14 protein-coding genes are annotated in these 16,304 nt (G+C 53.6%); 2 read left to right on the top strand and 12 right to left on the bottom strand.

Translation table 11 applies throughout. The features are described 5' to 3' along the window. Positions 1-5: 5 nt before the first annotated feature. The 9 genes from WC359_07010 to WC359_06970 form a co-directional block, all read right to left on the bottom strand. The gene (locus WC359_07010) at positions 6-2,129 is read right to left on the bottom strand and encodes a hypothetical protein (protein ID MFA5400169.1); all 2,124 of its coding nucleotides are present in this window, start codon (positions 2,127-2,129) and stop codon (positions 6-8) included. A gap of 17 nt (positions 2,130-2,146) precedes the next feature. Then, a complete protein-coding gene (locus WC359_07005) occupies positions 2,147-3,028 on the bottom strand; it encodes a CbbQ/NirQ/NorQ/GpvN family protein (GenBank protein MFA5400168.1) in 882 nt (293 codons plus the stop codon). A gap of 120 nt (positions 3,029-3,148) precedes the next feature. Then, positions 3,149-3,916, bottom strand: coding sequence for a hypothetical protein (locus WC359_07000; protein ID MFA5400167.1), 768 nt, complete (start codon positions 3,914-3,916; stop codon positions 3,149-3,151). 33 nt (positions 3,917-3,949) lie between these two features. Next, entirely contained in the window at positions 3,950-4,252 is a 303-nt protein-coding gene (locus WC359_06995; GenBank protein MFA5400166.1) for a hypothetical protein, read from the bottom strand. 101 nt (positions 4,253-4,353) lie between these two features. Continuing rightward, positions 4,354-6,162 (bottom strand): bifunctional metallophosphatase/5'-nucleotidase, encoded by a 1,809-nt coding sequence (locus WC359_06990; protein ID MFA5400165.1) that lies wholly within the window; start codon positions 6,160-6,162, stop codon positions 4,354-4,356. A 41-nt stretch (positions 6,163-6,203) separates the two neighbouring features. Further along, the gene (locus WC359_06985; GenBank protein ID MFA5400164.1) at positions 6,204-6,680 is read right to left on the bottom strand and encodes a GNAT family N-acetyltransferase; all 477 of its coding nucleotides are present in this window, start codon (positions 6,678-6,680) and stop codon (positions 6,204-6,206) included. Between the two features lie 4 nt (positions 6,681-6,684). Next, positions 6,685-7,677, bottom strand: coding sequence for an ATP-grasp domain-containing protein (locus WC359_06980; protein MFA5400163.1), 993 nt, complete (start codon positions 7,675-7,677; stop codon positions 6,685-6,687). Further along, positions 7,668-8,669 (bottom strand): D-alanine--D-alanine ligase, encoded by a 1,002-nt coding sequence (locus WC359_06975; GenBank protein ID MFA5400162.1) that lies wholly within the window; start codon positions 8,667-8,669, stop codon positions 7,668-7,670. Before WC359_06975 ends, WC359_06980 begins: the two co-directional genes overlap by 10 nt. Before the next feature lie 7 nt (positions 8,670-8,676). Next, positions 8,677-9,975 (bottom strand): KamA family radical SAM protein, encoded by a 1,299-nt coding sequence (locus WC359_06970; protein ID MFA5400161.1) that lies wholly within the window; start codon positions 9,973-9,975, stop codon positions 8,677-8,679. A gap of 338 nt (positions 9,976-10,313) precedes the next feature. Here WC359_06970 and WC359_06965 point away from each other — a divergent pair, with 338 nt between their 5' ends. Together WC359_06965 and WC359_06960 are read left to right on the top strand one after the other, a co-directional pair. Further along, a complete protein-coding gene (locus WC359_06965) occupies positions 10,314-11,813 on the top strand; it encodes a phosphoenolpyruvate carboxykinase (protein ID MFA5400160.1) in 1,500 nt (499 codons plus the stop codon). A gap of 4 nt (positions 11,814-11,817) precedes the next feature. Then, entirely contained in the window at positions 11,818-12,651 is an 834-nt protein-coding gene (locus WC359_06960) for a hypothetical protein (GenBank protein ID MFA5400159.1), read from the top strand. Between the two features lie 23 nt (positions 12,652-12,674). Here WC359_06960 and WC359_06955 read toward each other — a convergent pair whose 3' ends face one another. Genes WC359_06955 through WC359_06945 form a run of 3 tightly spaced genes read right to left on the bottom strand, consistent with a single transcriptional unit; the run spans position 12,675 to position 16,298 of the window. Beyond that, positions 12,675-13,883, bottom strand: coding sequence for an ABC transporter permease (locus tag WC359_06955; protein ID MFA5400158.1), 1,209 nt, complete (start codon positions 13,881-13,883; stop codon positions 12,675-12,677). Continuing rightward, positions 13,880-14,548, bottom strand: a complete 669-nt coding sequence (locus WC359_06950; GenBank protein MFA5400157.1) for an ABC transporter ATP-binding protein — start codon at positions 14,546-14,548, stop codon at positions 13,880-13,882. The genes WC359_06955 and WC359_06950 overlap by 4 nt, the downstream gene beginning before the upstream one ends. A gap of 34 nt (positions 14,549-14,582) precedes the next feature. Then, positions 14,583-16,298: an HlyD family secretion protein gene (locus WC359_06945; GenBank protein ID MFA5400156.1), complete on the bottom strand. Its 1,716-nt coding sequence runs from the start codon at positions 16,296-16,298 to the stop codon at positions 14,583-14,585. Positions 16,299-16,304 lie beyond the last annotated feature (6 nt).

Below are 16,304 nucleotides of genomic sequence, written 5' to 3'. Positions count from 1 at the left end.
CGTTCCTACATCGATAACTTCTTGTAAAGCATGGGCAGGCGGTGGGGCAGGGTTTCGATATCGTCCAGGACTTCGTAGCCTATATCGTTACACATGGTTCGCAGATAGTCGTTGCCGGCCGAGTCGACGGTCAGGCAGAAGGGAGTAATGTTTTTTTGTGATGCTTCCATAAGTGCCATCTTGGTATCATGGATGGCATATTCCTTATCGTCGTCATCGTAGCCGTACAGGGAATCCTGCGGGTAACCGTCGCTGACCAGGAAAAGCAGTTTTAGATTGCTGCCGCACGTATCCAGCCTGGCAATGGTATGGCGTATAGCCGGGCCCATGCGCGTGCCATGAATCGGGGCTATCTGGTCCACCCTGCGCTTGATCCTCTCCCCGAAAGATTCGTTGAGGTCTTTAATGACCAGGAACTGGACGTTGGCACGGCCATGGCCGGAGAAGCCGTAGATGCCGTAATTGTCTCCCAGCGTCTCAATGGCATGGCAGAGCAGCACGATACTCTCTTTCTCGAGGTCGATGATGCGGCGGCGCGGCTGCATGACGAATTTCATAAAATCGTACTTGAACGACTCTTCGTATTGCATGGTAGGGCGGTTCTTGTTGATGAGGTCGGCCGTTGAGCCGCTCATATCCAGCAGAAATGCTACAGCCACGTCACGCTGGATCTTTTTCTTCTTTGTATAGACTTTGCCTGTTGGCGTATGCCCCGCCCGTTTGTCTATCAGTTCGCCGATAACCAGATCAAGATCATACTCATCTCCATCGTCCAGGTTTTTTGCCTTGTATAGCATTTCGGCAGGCAACCTCTCGAATTGACGCTTGATTTCAGCGGCCAGCGATCTTCGGTTTTCCAGTGTTTTATCGTAGAAGTAGCTGTTGCCTTCTCCCAGAACCTTCTCCCTGATACAGCACCATGAGCTGATATAACGGTTCTCCCTGAAATCCCACTCGTCATAATAAGATAGCCGTTCATCTGCTTCCGCCGGGGAAGGCTTGATTGCGTCGGCCGGCCTGTAGCGGTCGACCTGTGAATACTTGTCAGGCGAGAACTGATAAACATGCACTCCGCGGGGAATGGAGGCTGATGACAGGCCGCTGCCGGGTAGTGACTTAACGTCTTTGATATCGGTGATGCCGATTTTCTGGTCGGCCAGCTTCTCCATGTCTTCAGCGGACATGGGCATATTGGACTTCCGGCCGGTATTGGCCTTGATTTCCAGATCGAGTTTAACTTTATCCGTCTGGAAATTTCCCATGAACTCCTGGCCTTCAAGGTCCGACATATTGGGCTCTCTGTTCTCTGATCCGTATCCGCCTGCGCCCGAGACAAGCGCCTTTTTAGGCACCGTCAATGCGATTTGATAAATGCGGATGGCGGCCTCGGCTGAATCTTCCACGGCGGCAGAAGAGGTGCACAGTAGATCAAGGACGTCTTTGGCGGTATTCAGGGGCTCATACAGGGCATCTTCATCGATAGCCAGGATGGCATCGATCTCCAGCCCCTCCAGCAGCTCAATGAAGGCGCGCCGCAGAGTTATTCCCGATACGCGGGCCAGCGCAAGCAGGTTATATTCCTGCATGCGGCGGTAGCTCTGTTTGAGACCCGGATAATGATGCTTTACGAGATAATTAATGCGTACGTTCTCAACTGCCACAAAGACCTGCATGGCCAGTCTGGGATCATCAAAAAGGGCAAAATATTTTTCGTATGGTGAACTGCCGTGTCCCGTCTCGCCCTTCAACTGGTAGCGCAGATCTTCAAAAATGGTGGATTCTTTATCGTAATCGAAATCGTAAGAATTAAACTCACTGTGCGCGACCTGTTGTGTTACCGCTGCCTTATACCAGTTGAAGTTATCAGGGTAGCCGGCATATTCCATAAAGGAGGCCGGGACCAGTACCTTGATATGCCCATCGGGAGGATTGCCTGATGCCAGCTGGTTCCACCAGATGTTGCGCAGGGACGCAGTGGAGCCTTTTCCGGAAGTGAAATCCACCTCTTTGCCTGTCAGTGCCCTGCAGTAAATCTGCAGCAACGGTTCGATCGAGGCAAACTCTATGCCGTGATAACTGCCGGCGGTCTCTGGTTCAGGCTGTTTGATTTGATCATTAGCCCTGCTCATTGTAGCTCATGGACCTTTTATTCAAATATGGCGGTAACGACTTCCTTAAGTGATTTCTGTACTTCGGCATCATCCGTGATCGACCAGACGGCGGCCACTTCACAGGCCCGCCTGGCAGGAATGCCCTGACGGATCATACGGGCGGCGTATATCAGCAGGCGGGTGCTGATGACTTCTGAAAGGTCCTGCTCCTTGAGATTGCGGATCTTTTCTCCCAGCTGTGCCAGTCTGCCCGCCGTGTCCTCATCGACATCGGCCTCGTGTGCGATAATCCGGGTCTCGATGTTCCTGGGTGGGTGGGTGAACTCGATGGCGATGAAACGCTGCCTGGTGCTATGCTTGAGGTTCTTCAGTATACTTTGATAGCCGGGATTGTAAGAGATAACCAGTATGAAGCTGTCGCTGGCTTCCAGCATCTCCCCCTTTTTCTCGATATACAACGACCGGCGGTGGTCGGCCAGGGGATGGATCAGCACGATGGTATCCTTGCGGGCCTCCACTACCTCGTCCAGGTAACAGATACCGCCGCTCTTGACAGCGCGGGTCAGAGGGCCGTCCACCCAGCGAGTTGTATCGCCTTCCAGCAGATACTTCCCCACCAGATCGCTGGCAGTCAGGTCCTCATGGCAGGCGATGGTGATCAGGGGAATACCGTCCCGCTGCCCGGAGGAGTCTTTGCGCTTGCGCTCCTTCTGGCTCATACGGTATGTCATGTATTCGAGAAAACGAGTCTTGCCGCAACCTGTCGGGCCCTTGAGCAACACGGGTATGCGCTCAGCGTAGGCGGCCTCGAAGAGAGACACTTCATCTTTGAGGGGGAGATAAAACGGCTCCTCGGTTATATAGTATTCCTCGATGATATGCGATTTGTAATCGTGTCGTTTGGCTTTATGAGGCATGGATCTGCTCCGGTTGTTTAATTCGGTCTCCAGGTGATAATTCTATGACTTGCAGGCAAAGTTGGCAATTAATTGTTAGCGGGGGCAGTTATGTTGCGCTCGTGAAATGGCGGGATTTGCTCAGCGGCCGCCTCTGCGCTCCGAGAGCGGGATAAGAGGGTCCTGGCGTACAAGTCGTCCCCTGTACTGAACGGGTGGATTAGGATTGATGGTATGATGTTCGACGATGCGGACAGGTTTCACTATATTGGCGGGATTTCCTCCCCGGGCAGCCGGCGATTCTCTGATCGTGTGGTGGACAATATCGGGCTGTGTGCTCGCGTAGCCGCCGCCCGCCTGCGCCCTGCGGTATCCCGGGCTGTTTTCAATGGTATGGTGAATGCCTGCTGATTGCTGGGCCCTGCCGCCCGGCTGCCCTGCTTGAGGCATTTGTCGTAAAGTGTGATGGATGGTCTCGCCGGGTATAAAAGCAGCCTGGCCTTTGACCGGGGCCGGACCGGGACGGAATATCTCGTGGTGCACCTTCACTCCGGAAGGTAAATTCTCCGCTCTCTTCTGCGCCGCGCTTTTTTCGGAAGCCGTTCGCGACCGTATGAACTGCTCGCGCGGCTTGATCTGCACCGCCGGCCTGTTCAGGTCCATGAGCGGCAGCTGGCCGGGATGCATGGTCCTGACCTCCCAGGTAATCTCCCTGCCGCGGATATTATCAATTTTGTAGACGTATTCCGGATATGTGCGCCTGGGAAGTCTGGTCTCGGGTTTTGATGTGCCCCTCGGGCGCGCCAGCATCGCTATGCCGATTGCCGTTGACGCAGGCTCAGGCGCCAGAATGAGAGCCACGGCCACCACATCTATTACCGCGTCTTTAGGAGTGTAAGTAATGCTCAATTCTGATACCTGATATTTAACCTTTTAAATGTATTAAGCCTTCTCTCGCAGCCAGATTATCCTTTCCGAGACGACCGTTACGGCCTCTTTCTGATCCTGGCATTTGGCGACGTCGTGGGACAGCTTATCGTCACCCAGCACTTCACGCACCCAGCGTGCGAAGTCGTTTTTCTCATCGGTGACGTGATGACGATAGGTTGAAGCATGCATTTTACCCAGCGCAGTTTTCAAATCGTATATGTTGTTCAGTATCTCCCCATCATGGCAGTAGAACCGCTTCACGTCGGGCACATGCCTCAGTACCCTCTGAGCATCCTCTTTATTTCTTATGGCCATGGTAACCTCCTTCCCCCGGTGCTTTAGCCAATTCTAATTATAATCATACCGTCATATTATGGCTTAATCAACCCCGGGCAATCGCATGAGATGACATACGGTTATCGGCCGGGCGGGATGATAATGGTGCGCTCCATGGTGTCGTTTTTAACGTTTCTCAGTATCGCGAGATAGTCGCTCATAGCGTCGACGTCCCTGATATTAAGGTCTGCGTATCTCAGGTAATCTTTAAGCCACGATTTGAAATTATCGGCAAGAGGTCCCATCCAGCTGACCTTGTTGATGAGAGGTTGGACGCCTTTGTCCGCCAGGTAATCGGTGGTGACCATGGTGTATTCGCTATCCATATCCATGTCGATATACGTACCGTCCGCCTGCCTGACCTGAAGGTAAGTTATACGCTCGCCACTGTTACGGCTCATATCGATTGTCATCTTGAGACCTGAGATTTCGAAGCACGGGGGAGGATCTTTGACTTTGATGTGCGAATCGATGCCCATCTCCAGTAGCATTTTGATCAGGCTGCCTCTGATCTTCATGGTGGCCAGATTTTGCCGCAGCGCGAGAACCATTTCGATATCGTTGCGCAGTATGGCGCCCCTCAGGATATCGGACCGGATATTGTAGCTGTCTAAGATAGCGAATTGGACCTCCGGATTGATCCCCTTAGCGCGCCAGAGGAAGGCATCGGCTATCAGCGGTCCGGGGCCTTTATTCAGACCCCGCAGGAGGTTCTCGTCGGCTGTGGCAACTATAGTATTGAGTTCGCCGGAGACCTGCTTTACATAGGGCTGCAATACAGCGTCCATGTCGGGGCTGTTCCAGTAGATTTTAAAACCGGGAACTTTAGCCACGGCGTTCATTATCTGCGAATATTCCGGCCTGCAGGGGCAGAGATGGTTCCAACCCCAGGTATCCTCGACCATAAAGTTGTTTGTCGAGAAGATAAATGGCTGGCCGTAGTAGCCGACGATGTTTCCCCTGTCGTCAAAATCCAGCTTGATGCGGCCCAGCAGATGGTTGCTTTCCCAGGCATGCGCGATCAACACCCTGTTGCCGTCGGGGCCCGTGATTTCAGTGGGATAAGGCATCTCCGGCTTGAGGCCGATCTGTTCGAACTCGGGCCCACCCATGAATGTTGCCGTATGTCCGCCGACAATAATATCGATGCCGGCTACCTCGTTGGCCAGCCTGACGTCGTCCTGATAGCCCAGGTGTGAGAGGATAATGATTTTATTAACGCCCAGCTTATCGAGCTCGGTAATATATTTGCGGGCTGTTTCAGCGGCCGGCAGGAAGGCGACGTTTTTCCCGGGATAACTGAGAAAAGCAGTGTCGGGTGTAATCAGTCCGATAATGCCGACCCTTTCGCCCTCCATGGCATAAATAACGTATGGACTGATGCCTGATAGCAACGGCTCCCGCGACACATCCATGTTGGCCGCCAGCACGGGGAACCTTGCGCGTTTCACCAGGGCTGCCGCCTCCTGGGCATTTTGTGAGAAGTCATGGTTTCCCAGCTCAAGGGCATCAAACTCCATGGCATTCATGGCGTCAATGTCGGCCATTCCCTGGAATTTGGTTGTCCAGATGGTGCCTTCCAGCACATCGCCCGCATGCAGCAGCAGGACGTTTTTTTCCTGGCTGCGAATATCCTCAACAGCGGAGTTGAGCAGGCTATACCCGCCCGCCGTGGCCACCGTATCCCTGCCGTTGACCTTAAGCAGCATACTGTGGGGTATCACGTATGAATGTGTATCGTTTACATGAAGGACGGTCAGGGATATGGGAAGCGTTGTTGCCTCCGCCGGCTGAGAAGCCGTTGAAACCGTGGGCGCGCAGGCAAAGGCAGGCAGAAGCGTTATCAGCAATAAAATGAAACAAACCGATGATGGTCTGAAACGAATCATCTTCAACTCCTGCTTGCCGGGTTGCGGATATTATATGCTTTTCAGAGTGCTTTCCAAAATGTCTCTTTGTGATCGCCGGGATTATAGAAATCGGGGATTGTGCTGACATGTTTGTAACCGAGCGTGATGTACAGGGAGCGGGCTGCCGCATAGTTGGGATTAGAGGAGGTGTCGATCAATATAAGCCGACCACCAAGGTTTTTAATATGATCGGCTGCCATGGTGAAGAGAGTGCCGCCTATACCCTGGCCTTGAAGCCGGGGTGAGACGGCGCACCAGTACATGTCCCATGCGCCGTGCGTCATGGGAGTGGGACCGTAGCAAAGGTAGCCGGCGAAATCGTGCTCGAGCTCAGCTATTAAAAAATGGTATCCGCAACCTTCAGGATCATTGAAATACTCGTCCATGATCTCGCCAAGCACAGTCAATTCGTCCGGCAGAAATGCCCCGGTCTCGTCGGTCACTCTGATGATATGGTCCCTGTCGGAAGGCACGATGCCTCTTATTCTAACTGCCAAAGTCTTACTCCAGAGCGAGGTCGACTATTTTTTGCATCAGATCGGCATAAGTCATGCCTCGCACATCTGCCTGGAGAGCGATACCCAGTTCAGGTGTGATGTCCGGATTGGCGTTGACCTCCAGCACCTTAATGCTGCCGTCAACGTCCTGCCGCATATCTACCCGGGCATATCCCCTGCAGCCTGCCGCGCGGCAGGAGGCCAGGACGGTTTTAGTGATTCTTTCTCTCAAATCTGCATCGACCTCTGCCGGGCAAGATACGGCGGTGTTTATATAATAGTCGGTTTCCTCGTACCATTTTGAATCGAATGTCAATATGCGCGGCAGGCCCGGCGGCAGAGTATAGACGATCTCGGAGATCTCAATCAGCTCGTGCACGGAGTTTCCCAGGATAGATGCATTGAACTCGCGGCCGTCTATAAATTCTTCCACCAGAGCGCTGCCCCGAAAGCGGCTGCTGATCCGGACAACCTGTTCCTTCAACTGCTCCATATCTGATACGACATTTTCCGGCGAAAGCCCGTGGCTGGCATCCTCATCTCTCGGCTTCACAATGCAGGGAAATCTGAGCCGGAAATCGCGAACATCGGCCGGAGTCAGTACCATAAAGTCGGGCGTTTCTATGCCTGCATCACGTAAAACGTTTTTAAAAGCCGCCTTATCCAGAGTCAGGTCCAGCACGCTGGAAGGATTGCCCGTGAAAGAGAGCCCCATGTCTTCCATCATGCGTGCCACCACCGGCTCCGAATGAGGCTGGTCTTCGAAACCCTCGAAAAGGTTGAAGATAACATCGGCCTGAATGTTGCGCAGTACGTGCGGAACACCCTCCAGCGGAGGTCTCAGAGGGACTTTTTCGATCTCATGCCCCCGGCTGATAAGAGCTTTCTTGACGGCCACGACCTCCTCCAGGACACCGGTCGTGGCTTCCTCTTCCCCATTGGGAATAATGACCTGACCCGGAGGATCGTTATAAATAATGGCAATTCTTAAAGGCATAATCGACTCCTCGCCAGTGCGGATTCCAGTATTGTCCGGATCAGCTGCTGATAGGTCCAGCCCATTTTGCGAGACATGATGGGCAGGTCTCCTGAATCAGGATTAAGACCGGGCAAAGGATTAATCTCCAGAAAGTAAGGGACGCCGCTCGATGTCACGCGAAAATCGACGCGCGCACAGTCGCGGCAGCCCAGCGCCCTGTAAGCCTTGATGCCGGCTTCACTGATGCGCTTAAGCGTTGCCCCTGCAAGTTTGGCCGGGCATTCATAATCCACCAGTTTGCGCCAGTCACGCTTGATTTCCAGTGAGTAGACGAATGTTTTGTATTTTCTCTTCGGCACCACCCGCATTATACCAACGATGGAGGGAGGATTGTTGCCGGTTATTCCCATCGTGATCTCCTCGCCATCGATATATTTCTCTATGATTACGGGCTGATCGTACCTGCGTAGCAGAGCGCTGGCGGCAGCCCGGGCCTGGCCGGCCGTATTTACATGAGAGGTCAACCTGATACCCTTGCTTGAACCTTCGAAAGCGGGCTTGACGAATGCAGGCAAAGCAATAGTCTGCTCTTTGATTGCCTTGATATCCTCCCGGCATTCAACCGTTATCCAGGGGGGTGTGGAGACGCCGGCGTAGCCGACTATTTGTTTGGCCAGAGGTTTATCCAGGGTTGCGGCCAGGGTCAGCGGATCTGAACCAGTATAGGGAATATTCAGCATCTCAAGTGCGGCTGGCACCTGGGCCTCACGGCTGCGCAGGTTGCCTCTCCCTTCGGCGATGTTAAAAACGAGGTCGACCTTTGTCTTCAGGATATTAACGAGGAACTTGCGCCCTCCCCCGAGATTGACCGTCCGGTGTCCCAGCGAGCGCAGGCTGCGTGATATAGCCCTGACGACCTTGATCGAATCGTATTCTTCGAGTGCATCCTCAGGGAAATCCCCGCCCGCGTCTATGTCGTCCTTGAGGTCGTAGGCAAGGCCGATTAGCATGTCGTCCTTATTTCGCTGCTACGAGTTCCAGCGCCATCTGCTGATCGTTTGTCTTGCGTCGCCCGTTGCGTCCGGCCGGGGCTGCTGCAGGCCTGGGATTGTGGTAGCTGTATGTTTTACCCAGGTAATTCCTGAATATGAGCTGGCCGTCCGTTTTGGATACCAGGTAGCTGGCCTGCAGAGGCACCTTGCCTCCGCCGCCCGGCAGGTCGATCACGTAGGTGGGCACCGCCAGCCCGGAGGTATGCCCTCGCATACCCTCGATAATGCGCAGGCCTTTTTCCACGGTGGTGCGGAGATGCTCTGTGCCCTCGACCTCGTCCGCCTGGAAGAGGTAGTAAGGGCGAATTTTCGCCTTAAGCAGGCCGTGGCAGAGCTGAAGTTGGCCTTCTACAGAATCGTTTACACCGGCCAGCAGGACCGACTGGTTGTTAACAGGTATGCCGCGGCGCAATATCTTGTCGCAGGCGGCTTTAGCTTCGTCCGTCAGTTCATTGGCGTGGTTGAAATGTGTATTCATCCAGATGGGGCCCTGGCGGGAAAGCATGTCGCAAAGCTCATCATCGATACGCTGTGGCATAACCACAGGTACGCGGCTGCCGATACGAATGATCTCGACGTGAGGGATAGCGCGTATCTTTTTCAGGATGTCTTCAAGGTGCCTGGTGGAAAGCGTCAGCGGATCACCGCCTGAGATAATAACGTCCCTGATTTTCGGGTCGCTGCGTATATAGGCAATCATGCGGTCGATCTCTTGTTGAGGACGCACCCAGCGGCCGCGCCGCCATTCACGCTTGCGCGTACAGTGGCGGCAGAACATCGGACAGATATCCGTTACTACCATCAGGACGCGGTCCGGGTAACGGTGTACCAGACCGGGGACAACAGAGTCTCTCTCCTCCTCCAGAGGGTCTTCGGAAAGAATGCCTGACAGGGCTATCTCCTCAAAAACGGGCATAGCCTGCCGGCGTATGGGATCATCGGGATTATCGTGGTTGATCAGGCAGAAATAGTACGGCGTGATGGAGATAGGAAATTTGTCGGTGACCAGCCTGAGGCTGACCTGATCGTGTATCGTTAAAAAGATAAGTTTAGATAGCTCTTCTATACTGGTGATGCGGTTGCGGAACTGCCACTTCCAATCGTTCCAGTTTTCATCGGATACGCTGTTGAAGAACCTTTGCCGGTTCCTCAACAGGCGCAAGCTTGGAGGCTCTTCTACTTCCGTCGCAGGATGACCTGGAGGTTCCTCCTCTGCGGAGAACTCGAATAAGTCTTGTTGTTTGGTCGTTGATGCTTGCGCCAACTTGGGCTGTGCCTCCTTAAAAATTTAATTTTTTTCCTATTTGTCGCAATCGTATTTTTTTATTCTTTTGTTTTTTATAGCATGTAGAAAAAATCATGTCAAGTATTTTTGGCAAAAAAATCAAAAATATTTTTGAATTGTATCTACGATGGAATTTTTGGGGCTGATTTTTCAGGCGGTGCGGTGGATATACGTTTGCGTAAATAGGCGTGAAATTACAGTATAAGACGGCACATGCCGCAGCCTGCTGATTATTACTAAAGCGATTATAAATTTATCTTTCGATGCAGTATACTCTAATAGTATTAAAAAGGATTGCATAATTATTCTCAAATAAAATGCGAGATATTTTTGCCGCGAAATTCGATCCCGGGAATATCATAGATAACCCTTCAGAAGATAAGTTGAGGGAATGGGCTCTTGAGCAGGGAGGCGTTATCTCTGAATTCGGCAACCTTGCGGTAACGACGCGTGTGCGCAACAGAATCGCCAAATTTACCGAAGTGATACTGGGTGAGATCGAAGACGAGAACGTGAAGCTGGTGGACGAGGTGCTGAAATATCTCAATCACCGGGATATGATCATGCTGGACCGCGTGATGTGCCAGAGCAACGGCTACAAGAAAAGGTGCCGTGTTTACGTAGACGCCCGGTATCCCCGCATACCACTGATGTGGGGTAATACTCTCTTTCCCACCGAGCCGGGAGAGCCTGATTTCATTACGGTTACTGTGCCGGACTGGCCTGAAAAAAAGGTGCTGGTCGTCCCCGAATCTGGCACAACGTTAATATTGGGCAGTGATTACAAAGGGGAGAATAAGAAGGCCATGTTGCGCCAGGTCATGTACTGGGCCAAGAAGGAAGGCAACATCGGCCTGCATGCAGCCAGCAAAATACTGCGAATTATGAAGGATGGCAGGCTTTGCGATAAAGGCTTCCTGCTCTTCGGATTGAGCGGCACCGGCAAGACCTCGCTGGCCTGTCATTCGCACTGGCTGAGGCCGCCCGAAAGAGTGATTATCCGTCAGGATGACGTGGTCATACTCAAGTCCGACAGCAGTGCAATCGGCACCGAGGAGTCCTTTTACATGAAGACCGAAGGGCTTGAATCCGCCGCCCAGCCGCTGCTCTACGCGGCTGCAATCAGCCCGCGGGCTATCCTTGAGAACGTGTACGTCGACAAGGCAACCGGCAAGGTCGACTTTTTCAACTCAACGCTAACGTCGAACGGCCGCGCCATGGTCAAGCGCCGCGACATAGCGTTTACAGATGGCGAAGTCGACCTTGAGAAAGTGGATTTTCTGATATTCATTACCAGGCACAACGAAATCGTACCGCCGGTAGTCAAGCTCTCTCGGGAATGGGGAGCGGCCGCCTTCATGCTCGGCGAATCGGTGGAAACGTCGGCTGGGGATCCTTCCGAGGCGGGCAAGCAGCGACGTGTCGTCGGGACCAATCCTTTTATAGTCGGTTCCGAAGAAGAGGAAGGCAACATGTTCCTCGATATTTTACGTAAAAATCCACACATGCAATGCTACTTGCTGAATACCGGCAGGGTGGGAGGCCTAACCGGAGGGCAGAAGATAACCGTTGTAGATTCGGTCAAGATACTGGAGATGATAGCCAGGGATAAAATCACCTGGAAACGGGATGAATTCTGGGGTTACGAGGTGCCGAACGACATACCCGGATTGGATATAAGCCGATTCGATCTGAGCAATTACTACCCGCGGGAAAAAATTACGGCCCTCAGTCAGGCTCTGAAAAAAGAGAGATTGGCCTGGCTATCGCGCTTCGAAGGCATACATCCCGACATAATCAACGCCCTGCAGCCATAGCTTGATGAGATACATATCACTAGGGTGGTTGCTCTGTTTCCTGCTTTTACAGGCACCGGCGCTTTCCTGCGCCGCGCTGCCCGTTTCGGTTCAGGAAGGAGTTTTTGACAACCTGACTGCGCCGCCAAATGTGCAGCCGATCCTGAATGTGAGTGATAACAGCACGACCGCCGATACCGGCTCCGCCCTGCTGACGACCGAACAATACGATCTGGCAATCGCTGAAGCCGCCTCAATGCTGAACAGCAATCAGGAGGACCTTAGCTTAAAAGAGAAGCTGGCCGATGCCTATATAGCTCGCGCCTGGTATTACAAGCAGAAGCGCCTCAATACATATACACTGGATGACCTGAATAAAGCTTGTGAGATTGCGCCGGAATATTACAGGGTTCATTACGAGCTGGGACGTTTTCACAATAACCAGTGGCAATTCAGCATAGGGTTGTTGGACCTTAACAAGGCGTTGGCCTTTAAGCCTGACTACGCGCCCACCCACAACGAACGGGCCTACTCCAATTATAAAAGCCGGAAATACGAGGCGGGACTGGTTGATGCAGGTAGAGCGATTGAGCTTGATCCAACTCTGCCGCGCTCTTACTGTGTCCGGAGCCTTATCTATGCAGCTCTGGGCGAGCCCGGCCTTGCCATACAGGACGCCGATCAGGCGGTGCGACTGGCGCCGGATGATGCGGCCTCATACTACAACAGGAGCCTGGTTTACACCGCATCGGGTGAGATTGCGCTTGCGGTAGCTGATCTGGAAACCACCCTTCGACTTTCGCAGGATGACCTGCTCACCACGCGGGCCGGCGCCGACCTGCGGGCACTTAAGAAATAGGGCTCCGGAGGGGACTGATTTACCTATTCGTGCCGCAGCGATTCGATGGGGTCGAGGCGGGCGGCGCGGAAGGCCGGATAGGTGCCGGAGACCAGTCCCGTTCCTATCGATACACCTAAAGCGATAAAAACGATGCCGGCTGAAATGACGGGCGTTACAGTGGTAGTTCCAAGTGAGATATTGCCCATCAGCGTAGCCCCCAGCATGGCCAGGCCCAGGCCGACCAGGCCGCCGGTCAGGCTTAAAGCAGCAGCTTCAATCAGAAATTGCAGGAGTATGTCACGGCGTTTGGCGCCGATGGCCTTGCGGATGCCGATCTCGCGCGTGCGCTCGGTGACCGATACCAGCATGATGTTCATGATGCCGATGCCTCCCACGATGAGGGAGATGGCGCCCACCGCCCCCATGAAGAGCGAGAAGCCTGCCAGCGTTGCCTGCATGCTGGCCAGCGTCTCACGCATGTCGGTTATAGTGAAATCGTCCGCCGCGCCTGTTCTAATGTAATGCCTGTTCCTGAGGATGCTGGTTACCTCGGAGATCACCGAGTCCACCAGGTCGGAGTTGACAGCCTTGACGGCGATCTGCTGCACATTGTTGCCGCCGCCGGTCAGCTTGGACTGCATGGTGGTCAGAGGCATCAGGATATAGCTGTCGCCGCCGAAACCTCCCATCTTCTGAAGGGTACCGATTACCTGGTACTTACTGCCCTGGACGCGCACGCTCTTGCCTACCGCGCTCTCGCTGCCGAAGAGGTCCGTTGCCGTCTGGTATCCGAGCACAATTACATTGCTCCTGGCTGAAACATCCTGGTCGGTGATGAACCGTCCCTGATCCACCTGATAGTTACGTATCTCCGTTATTACCGGCTTCACACCGGTCGCCTGTACGCTGGCGCTGTTGTTGCCGTATTGAACGGTTACCCTGCTGCTGAGCGTGGGTGAGACAACGCTTATAGAGGGGGCCACTGTCTTGTCCTGCAGGGCCTCGGCGTCATCAAGCGTGAGCGGTCGAACGCTGGTCACCGCTTTATCGGTGGAGGTGGAAATATAAAGGGCGCTGGCCCCCATATTATTGAAGGTGGTCGTCATGCTGACCTGGAAGCCCTGCCCCAGCGAGACCAGCAACACCACTGCGCACACGCCTATCACGATGCCGAGCATGGTGAGAAAAGACCGCGTCTTGTTGGAGAAGATGGCCTGCCAGGCCGACTTAAGGCTCTCCCAGAGGCTCATCGCTTCTTATCCTCGATGATTGTTCCGTCCCGGAGGTAAATCGTACGCTGTGTGTAGGCGGCGATATCCTCTTCGTGTGTGACCACGATGATGGTTATACCCTTCTTGCTCTGCTCCACCAGCAGCGACATGATGTTATGGCTCATCTGGGTATCCAGGTTGCCCGTCGGCTCGTCGGCCAGTATGACCAGCGGATCGTTGATCAGGGCACGCGCGATGGCCACGCGCTGCTGCTCGCCGCCGGACATCTCGCTGGGCTTGTGGAAGGCCCGTTTGCCGATACCCACCGCTTCCAGCGCCGCCAGGGCGCGCGGCCGCCGGTGGTTATTTCCGGAATATATCAGTGGCAATTCCACATTGCCCACGGCGGTCAGCTTGGGCAGCAGGTTGTAGGACTGGAAGACGAAGCCCAGCTTGCGGTTGCGCATAGCGGCAAGTTCGTCATCGGTCATACCGGCCACATCCACTGAATCTATGATATAACTTCCCGAGGTTGGACGGTCAAGGCATCCCAGTATATTCATCATGGTGGATTTGCCCGAGCCGGAATGGCCCATGATCGAGATGAACTCGCCTTTTTCGCAGATGAACGAGACATTGTCCAGTGCTTTAACCCGGACATCTCCGATATCGTAAATCTTGCTGATATTCTTAATTTCAATCATTTTTAGGCCCGTTTCAAAGTATTTCGCAGGAGCTTTACCTCAGTACGCGCATGGCGCCGCCTGTACTTGTCGGTGGCCTGGTCTGGCCGGTGATAGACCCCGCCGCCGTCTTCCCGGGCATTTGAATTTTGTCGCCATCCGCCAGGCCGGAAGTTATCTCGGTGTACTGGAAGTTCTGCAGACCGGTGGTCACTCTCCTGGGTTCGGCCTGCCCGGTCTTGCTGTTGACCAGAAGCACCATCGAGCCGCCGGGAGTAGATATCACAGCCGATATGGGCACCAGCAGAGCATTCTTGACGCTGGCTACCGTTATCTCGGCGGTGGCGCGCAGTCCGTCCTTCAAATCGTCTTCGGGAAGTCCGGTTGGCACTATGATCACATCGAATTTGACAACATTGCCTGACTTCGCGCCGAAGGGTGAGATGAATTTCACCGTCCAGTTAAATTCTTTATCTGGGATGGCGTCTACAGTGACCGTGGCATTATCGCCCACATGCACCTTCATAATGTCGATTTCATCGACCTTGCCGGTAAATTTGATTACCCGGGTGTTGACCAGCCCCACGGCGGGACGGGTGGCATAATCCTCGGCGGACAGCGGGTCGTTTACCTTGAGATTCACGCTGAAGATCGTGCCGTTGGAAGGGGAGATAATGACGGTGTTCATTATATCCCGCTTGGCTTTATACAGGTTGATCTCAGCGGCCTGGAGTTTGAGGTTGTAGTCCTGCAATGTTTTCCAGTTGATTTTTCCGCCGCTCTCGAATATCAATGTCTGGTTCTCAAGCACGTCCTGGCCAACCTGCAGGTTTAGTTTGGCCGTATAGAGGTCCCAGATCGCATTTTTTAGATCGCCTGCATCCGATGACCTACTTTGCTGCAAACCCTCGAGTAATCGCAGGGCGGACTGCAGAAAATCGACACTTGTTGGCGTATCGGCGTATTTGAAGATCATCCTGCTCTTGATGGTCACAGTGCTCCTGGCGGTCCTGGCCACTTCGGAGATCTCCTGCAACGCCTGCTCAAATTGAGGCGCGATATCTTCGTAGGGTACCGCAGGGTCTTTCATGAGGTTGGAGATTATGATCAGCTTTTCGCGGTACAACCTCATGGTATCTATGGCCTTCTCGTTATCCGTGGTTATCGGTTGCCATCCTCCCGCATCTACGGCAGGGTACCAGGTCGAATTGATCTTTGCGCCCGCCAGCTGCGCGGCGTTGGGCCTGGTCTCAATCAGGTTTTCGCAAACCTGGATATCGAAGTAAGTCATGACCAGCCAGTAACCGGCATCCTTATAGTCGCCTGTGCTGAAATAGGCCGCTGCCGTTTTCATATCTTTAACCGCTTCATCGGCCATCCGGCTTATGCTCAGGTCGGGATAATTGTAGGGCAGATGGTCGGTGTCGCACCCGAGGTCTATGCTGTTTTGCGCGGATTGAATGCTGAACAGGGCGGTTTTTATCGAGTTTATCTGCGACCAGGGGTCCGTCGTGGCCAAAAGCGCGCCCTCCCGTACTTTTTCACCCTCGTGCACCAGTATTGTCTGTACGGTGCCCGGAGTATTGAACGCGAGGTTGAACTGGTCGGGCGCGGTGAGAGTGCCGTCTGAGGTCACTACTATGCTCAGATCTCCCCGTTTAACTTCAACAGGCTGAGAAGCCACAGCCGTTTGGCTGGAAGCGCAGTCCGCAGCCGCCATAGGAAGAAGGATAGATATTAATAGCAATAAAGCAGTCAATCGTTTTTTCATGGCGTT

The sequence above is a fragment of the Dehalococcoidia bacterium genome (assembly GCA_041653995.1).
In the GTDB taxonomy this organism is placed as follows: Bacteria; Chloroflexota; Dehalococcoidia; order GIF9; family UBA5629; genus CAIMUM01.
Note: the sequence above shows the minus strand (reverse complement) of the source record. Positions and strands in the feature narration are given on the sequence as shown.

What these genes read in the sequence shown, in the direction of transcription:
- WC359_07010 (MFA5400169.1), bottom strand. Translation starts at nt 2,129, where the DNA reads ATGAGCAGGGCTAATGATCAAATCAAACAGCCTGAACCAGAGACCGCC.
- WC359_07005 (MFA5400168.1), bottom strand. Translation starts at nt 3,028, where the DNA reads ATGCCTCATAAAGCCAAACGACACGATTACAAATCGCATATCATCGAG.
- WC359_06995 (MFA5400166.1), bottom strand. Translation starts at nt 4,252, where the DNA reads ATGGCCATAAGAAATAAAGAGGATGCTCAGAGGGTACTGAGGCATGTG.
- WC359_06990 (MFA5400165.1), bottom strand. Translation starts at nt 6,162, where the DNA reads ATGATTCGTTTCAGACCATCATCGGTTTGTTTCATTTTATTGCTGATA.
- WC359_06980 (MFA5400163.1), bottom strand. Translation starts at nt 7,677, where the DNA reads ATGCCTTTAAGAATTGCCATTATTTATAACGATCCTCCGGGTCAGGTC.
- WC359_06975 (MFA5400162.1), bottom strand. Translation starts at nt 8,669, where the DNA reads ATGCTAATCGGCCTTGCCTACGACCTCAAGGACGACATAGACGCGGGC.
- WC359_06965 (MFA5400160.1), top strand. Translation starts at nt 10,314, where the DNA reads ATGCGAGATATTTTTGCCGCGAAATTCGATCCCGGGAATATCATAGAT.
- WC359_06960 (MFA5400159.1), top strand. Translation starts at nt 11,818, where the DNA reads ATGAGATACATATCACTAGGGTGGTTGCTCTGTTTCCTGCTTTTACAG.
- WC359_06955 (MFA5400158.1), bottom strand. Translation starts at nt 13,883, where the DNA reads ATGAGCCTCTGGGAGAGCCTTAAGTCGGCCTGGCAGGCCATCTTCTCC.
- WC359_06950 (MFA5400157.1), bottom strand. Translation starts at nt 14,548, where the DNA reads ATGATTGAAATTAAGAATATCAGCAAGATTTACGATATCGGAGATGTC.
- WC359_06945 (MFA5400156.1), bottom strand. Translation starts at nt 16,298, where the DNA reads ATGAAAAAACGATTGACTGCTTTATTGCTATTAATATCTATCCTTCTT.